The sequence below is a fragment of the Microcystis sp. M53598_WE2 genome (assembly GCF_030067735.1).
Taxonomy (GTDB): Bacteria; Cyanobacteriota; Cyanobacteriia; order Cyanobacteriales; family Microcystaceae; genus Microcystis; species Microcystis aeruginosa.
In genome coordinates this window covers 1-4,867 of record NZ_JASJFE010000661.1, presented here as the reverse complement: position 1 = coordinate 4,867, position 4,867 = coordinate 1, and the positions used below count along the sequence as shown (strand labels likewise).

Annotated in this window: 6 protein-coding genes; 3 read left to right on the top strand and 3 right to left on the bottom strand. The window is 44.6% G+C overall.

Features of this window, described 5'->3' with window-relative positions; genetic code table 11:
• Nucleotides 1-509: 509 nt before the first annotated feature.
• Genes PX636_RS13470 through PX636_RS13460 form a run of 3 tightly spaced genes read right to left on the bottom strand, consistent with a single transcriptional unit; the run spans nt 510 to nt 1,736 of the window.
• Nucleotides 510-998: a diacylglycerol kinase family protein gene (locus tag PX636_RS13470; protein ID WP_061433398.1), complete on the bottom strand. Its 489-nt coding sequence runs from the start codon at nt 996-998 to the stop codon at nt 510-512.
• Between the two features lie 28 nt (nt 999-1,026).
• On the bottom strand, nt 1,027-1,539 hold the full coding sequence (gene ybeY / locus PX636_RS13465; protein WP_288117571.1) for an rRNA maturation RNase YbeY: 513 nt from the start codon (nt 1,537-1,539) through the stop codon (nt 1,027-1,029).
• An 11-nt stretch (nt 1,540-1,550) separates the two neighbouring features.
• Nucleotides 1,551-1,736: a DUF3285 domain-containing protein gene (locus PX636_RS13460; RefSeq protein WP_002752941.1), complete on the bottom strand. Its 186-nt coding sequence runs from the start codon at nt 1,734-1,736 to the stop codon at nt 1,551-1,553.
• A 165-nt stretch (nt 1,737-1,901) separates the two neighbouring features.
• Here PX636_RS13460 and PX636_RS13455 point away from each other — a divergent pair, with 165 nt between their 5' ends.
• The 3 genes from PX636_RS13455 to PX636_RS13445 all read left to right on the top strand — a co-directional run bounded on the left by PX636_RS13455 (nt 1,902) and on the right by PX636_RS13445 (nt 4,311).
• Complete coding sequence (locus PX636_RS13455) at nt 1,902-3,353, top strand: RecQ family ATP-dependent DNA helicase (protein WP_288117570.1); 1,452 nt, start codon at nt 1,902-1,904, stop codon at nt 3,351-3,353.
• Nucleotides 3,354-3,689: 336 nt separating this feature from the next.
• Nucleotides 3,690-3,929, top strand: a complete 240-nt coding sequence (locus PX636_RS13450) for a hypothetical protein (protein ID WP_002739406.1) — start codon at nt 3,690-3,692, stop codon at nt 3,927-3,929.
• Nucleotides 3,922-4,311: a type II toxin-antitoxin system VapC family toxin gene (locus tag PX636_RS13445; protein ID WP_002763446.1), complete on the top strand. Its 390-nt coding sequence runs from the start codon at nt 3,922-3,924 to the stop codon at nt 4,309-4,311. Before PX636_RS13450 ends, PX636_RS13445 begins: the two co-directional genes overlap by 8 nt.
• Nucleotides 4,312-4,867: the final 556 nt, after the last annotated feature.

Genomic DNA, 4,867 nt, shown 5'->3' with positions numbered 1-4,867 from the left:
TCGGCTAAAAGCTGTCGAGTCCCCTTATGCCAAATCAGTTATCAGTGATCAGTTATCAGTGATCAGTTAAGCTGTTGACTATCTAGGGTTGGCTGAATAAATGTGAAATGTAGGCAAGGTAAGGGTTTTGGGGCTTTTCTTGCGAAACAGGTGCAAGATTTTGAGAGAATCGTGCTTCAAAACCTTGCGTCTTCATCGGCCCGCGTCCTGTCGGGGCGAAGCATTCGGGCAATAACCTATCGGTGAAACCGGAGATTTTCTATCCGAATGCTTCGCCCGTACTTTTTCAGCAAACCCTATCTAAATTACTGGTTAAGACTGCACCGCAGTGCCGGAGTTGGCAGCAGGGAGAGGAAGTTCGAGCATTTGTACTGAAGTTTCCCCTACGCATTTTAAAATCAGTACAGCTTATCAGTGATCAGATTTGAGTTTTCAGTTCACTGTTCACTGTTTACTGTTTACTGGACGGCTACGCCGTGCCTTTGGCAACACTGAAAAAAGCTTCCCACTTAAACTAATAAATGGGGAATAAAAATAAAAGCCGCTACGAGTAAAGCGGCGATCGAGGCGATTAAAACGGCACCAGCGGCACAATCTTTCGCTATTTTGGCTAAATCATGGTAGGATTGCCCCACCGTCAGGTCCACCACTGATTCTAGAGCAGTGTTAATTAATTCTAAGACCATCACCAGAGCGCAGGTAAGGGAGACAATCGCCATTTCCAGGGCATTAACCCGCAAAAATAAGCCCCAACTAATCGCTACTAAGGTAATCAGGGTGTGAATGCGAAAATTTCTCTGACTGACAAAAGCATAACGGACTCCGGCCCAAGCGTAGCGAAAACTGACTAATAGATTCGAGGCGACTTGCCAAGCGTATTCTCTTTGAGTCGAATTGTTGCCCTCACTCACCTGTCCCGATCGAGGGATAAAATTATTGTTGAGATAGGGATTAGATAGGCTGGTAGATTGGTTGGCTTGATGATAATTTGTCTTCATATTCCTCAATAATGCTTGACAAAAATAACTAACTATGTATCGGCATTTCGACGGTTTTTAACAAAGTTTCCTGTAAAGATAGCATTTCTAACAGACTTGTTTCATCGGGATGGTCCCAACCCAAAAGATGTAAACAAGCGTGGGCAGTTAACCAGGCCAATTCTCGCGCCAAAGGATGATTTTGTGTTAAAGCCTGTTGTTGTGCTGTCTCCACAGAGATGATAATATCCCCCAAATATAAAGGTTCTGTCTCTAAAATGCGCTCATCGACTGGTAAATCCACTTCGAGAGTGGCAAAAGCGAGAACATCCGTCGGTTGATCTTTGTGGCGATATTGGCAATTATAGGTCTGAATTTCTCGATCGTCTGTTAAACGCAAACTTAGTTCATAACCGGCGGCAACGGGGAGATAATCCGATAGATAGCCTAACCATGTCTCCAACCAATAGTGCCAAGTTTCCCCATCCACAGGACTATTTCCGGGATCAAAATAATTATCCTGTAGGCATAAATCCACCCCTAGGGGCAAAGTCTCACTCACCAGATTTCACCCTAGGGACGCGTCAGATAGGAAATACCGACAAAAAAGCCTAATAGGGCTGCCGTAGTCAAAAAAAAGTGTTTTAACGAGACGCCTTTTTTCTTGACCATATTCCGCATCGCCAGCTTGACGTAACTGGGTTGCGCTTCCGTGGCGGTTTCTACTGCGGGGTCAGTGGTGCTAACAGGTTCAGTCATCAGTAATTCCCCAGACAAGGATTGATCGCTATAAGTGTAACAGATTATTAAAAAAGTGCCAAAAAAATTCAATTATGGGAAAAATTATTACCCGTCCGGGATAGTCAAAACCGCTCAACTCCCCCACACCCCACACCCCACACCCCACACCCCAGCAGTTAACCCATGTCTTCCCACAATACCGAAAGCATCCAGACTATTTTTCAAAAAATTTGGGGCTATGATAGCTTTCGCTTTCCCCAACAGGAGATTATCGAGACAATTCTAGCGGCAAAAGATGCTCTGATTGTCATGCCCACGGGATTCGGTAAATCTATCTGTTTTCAATTGCCCGCTTTATTAAAAACTGGCTTAACCCTAGTGATTTCTCCCCTGGTTGCCCTGATGGAAAATCAGGTGGAGGAATTATTAGCCAAAAAACTACCCGTCGCCCTGATTCATAATGAAATCCCCCGACAACAGAGAAAGAAAACCTTAGCAGCGATCGCAGATCAAACCCTGCGACTTCTCTATCTTTCGCCAGAAACCCTCTTAAGTCCGCCCCTCTGGTCAAAATTAACCCTTCCCCACGTTAAAATTAACGCTCTCATCCTCGACGAAGCCCATTGTTTAACCCAGTGGGGCGATAATTTTCGTCCTGCCTACCGTCGTCTTGGGGCCGTCCGTCCCGCTCTGCTGCAATCGAAACCGGCCGGCAGCCAAATAGCGATCGCTGCTTTTACCGCCACCGCTAACCCCGCCACCCGTGAGACTCTCACCCGCATCTTACAACTAGAAAAACCGCAGCTTTTCTTAATAAATCCTTACCGTCAAAACCTTGACTTAAGCACCAAAATATGTATTAGCCCCGGTTGTCGTCGTCATCAACTATTAAACTTCCTCACCAGTCAACCTCGACAATCCGGCCTGATCTATACTCGTTCCCGTCGCCATAGTGAAAATTTAGCGGCATGGTTGCAATCTCTCCACTATCGCACCAGCGCCTATCATGCCGGTTTATCCCCCTTTCAGCGTCGGGAAATAGAACAAAATTGGCTGCGGGGGGATTTAACTTTTGTTGTCTGTACCTCAGCTTTTGGCATGGGTATCAACAAACCCGATGTGCGTTGGGTTGTCCACTACCAACCCCCGGCTTTACTATCGGAATACCTACAGGAAATCGGCCGCGGTGGTCGCGATGGCGGCAAAATGCAGGCTCTCACCTTAATTAGTGAACCGACGGGATGGTTAGATAATAGCGATAAAAACCAGCAAAAATTCTTTAACTCCCAACAGGAACGCCAATACCGACAAGCTTGGCAAATTTTAGCCCAAATTCCCCTAGAGGGCAAAGTAGAGGCGATTAGTGCCGAATTTCCCGATGGTGCGCTTATTCTCTCCCTTTTACACAGTCTCGATCGCCTAGAATGGCTCGATCCTTTTCATTATCGGCTTATTTATCCTCATAATTCAGCCAAGATGACTTTTAAACCCAGAAATGAGATATTTCCCTACCTCTATACCCGTCGCTGTCGTTGGCACTTTCTCTTAAATGCCTTTGGGTTTCAGGAAAATGCCGATAATTTTCGCTGTGGTCATTGCGATAATTGTCGTCGCAATCGACCTCTGGTAAGCTAGGGAGCGCCAGAGCAGGGAGAGCAGAGCATTCGTACTAAATTTTTATGTCTTTTTTCTCCTCCTGTCTCGGATTCTCCTAACCTAAGGTCAGATTTTTGATTTTTGCAGGAGATTTATAGGGGTTTCCCAGAAGTTAGTCCCGATTGAATCTATCAAGGGATTTACCATACCTTACCCGAAATAATAGTGAAATTTTGTGACAAAGTGCAGCCAGATATAAGAATCTTTGCTAGATTCCTAGAAGGCTTCTATGATAAGTCTCCTTAAAGGAAGCTCTTTGCAGTAAGCTAATCTGGCTAACACGCTTGTGGGCGTGGTATGGGGGAGGATACAACCATGACTCATGAGATTTTAGGTGAATTTTTATCTTTGCCTGCTGAAGCACAGAGCCAAGTAGTCAGCCTGATCGCTTTTTTGAAACAAAAGTACATATATTCTGAACCTCTGTCTGCATCGTCAAATGTTGATTTAGTTAATGATCCCTTTGTTGGAATGTGGCGCGATCGTCAAGATTTAGATAGTACTACTTGGGTGCGAAATTTACGAGAAAGCGAGTGGTCAAAGACAAATGGCTAGTTCAACTATCGTAGATACCGACATAATCATTGATGTTGGTCGTGGTATTCCTGAAGCAGTCAATTGTCTGCAAAGGCTACAATCAAGTTCCAGATTAGCAATTAGCGTAGTTACACAAATGGAACTAATTGTTGGCTGCACTAACAAGTCAGAGTTACGGACGCTGGAAAAATTCCTTCAACAGTTTGATGTAATCAGAATTGACCAACCTATTTCAGACAAAGCGGTTGACTTACTTCGCTTGTATCGGCTAAGTCACGGTTTGCTGATTGCCGATGGCTTGATTGCAGGTACAGCAATAATATGGAATTACCCTTTTATCACCAAGAATCAACGAGACTACCGATTTATTCAAAATTTAAATGTATTACCCTACCCTTAGCGAAAAGCCTAACTAGACCGTTATGCCACAAGTCCTCGGTGGAGGGTGTAAACAGGGCTAGTTCATCGGTATCTGAAGTTAAAAAAGGAGAATTGGTTCTTGAGCGAGGATAAAGAGTATCAATGGCTTCAGTTTGAACAACTGATAGATTTGCATAAATTTTCAAAATAAAATTTATGCAAATCCGCCTCTTTTTCCTTTGGAATTATTGGGGCGATTTTGACCTATGTAATCAGCGCTAAACTTAGCGAAAACTTAATCCGGCTTGCTCTTCAACTACCATTTCTACTCAGCATCGGGACGTTCATTATGTTTTGTTTCGGCACATGGAAGACTTGGGATTTGTCAAATTGGGTGAAGCATCATCAGGCAGAACTTGGAATTGATTGGCGACCTCATGCCGAAACTTTAACCTTTCAAGGGGTGACAAGGCGACTAAAAGGCTTGCTGGATAAGGCGCATAGCCGTTAGACCCCTAGAAAAATCGGGGTGTTTTCCTGGCTTGAGGCGGATCAAAGAAAAGGCGAGTTCCGAGTACGCGTCCATCGACTCGATC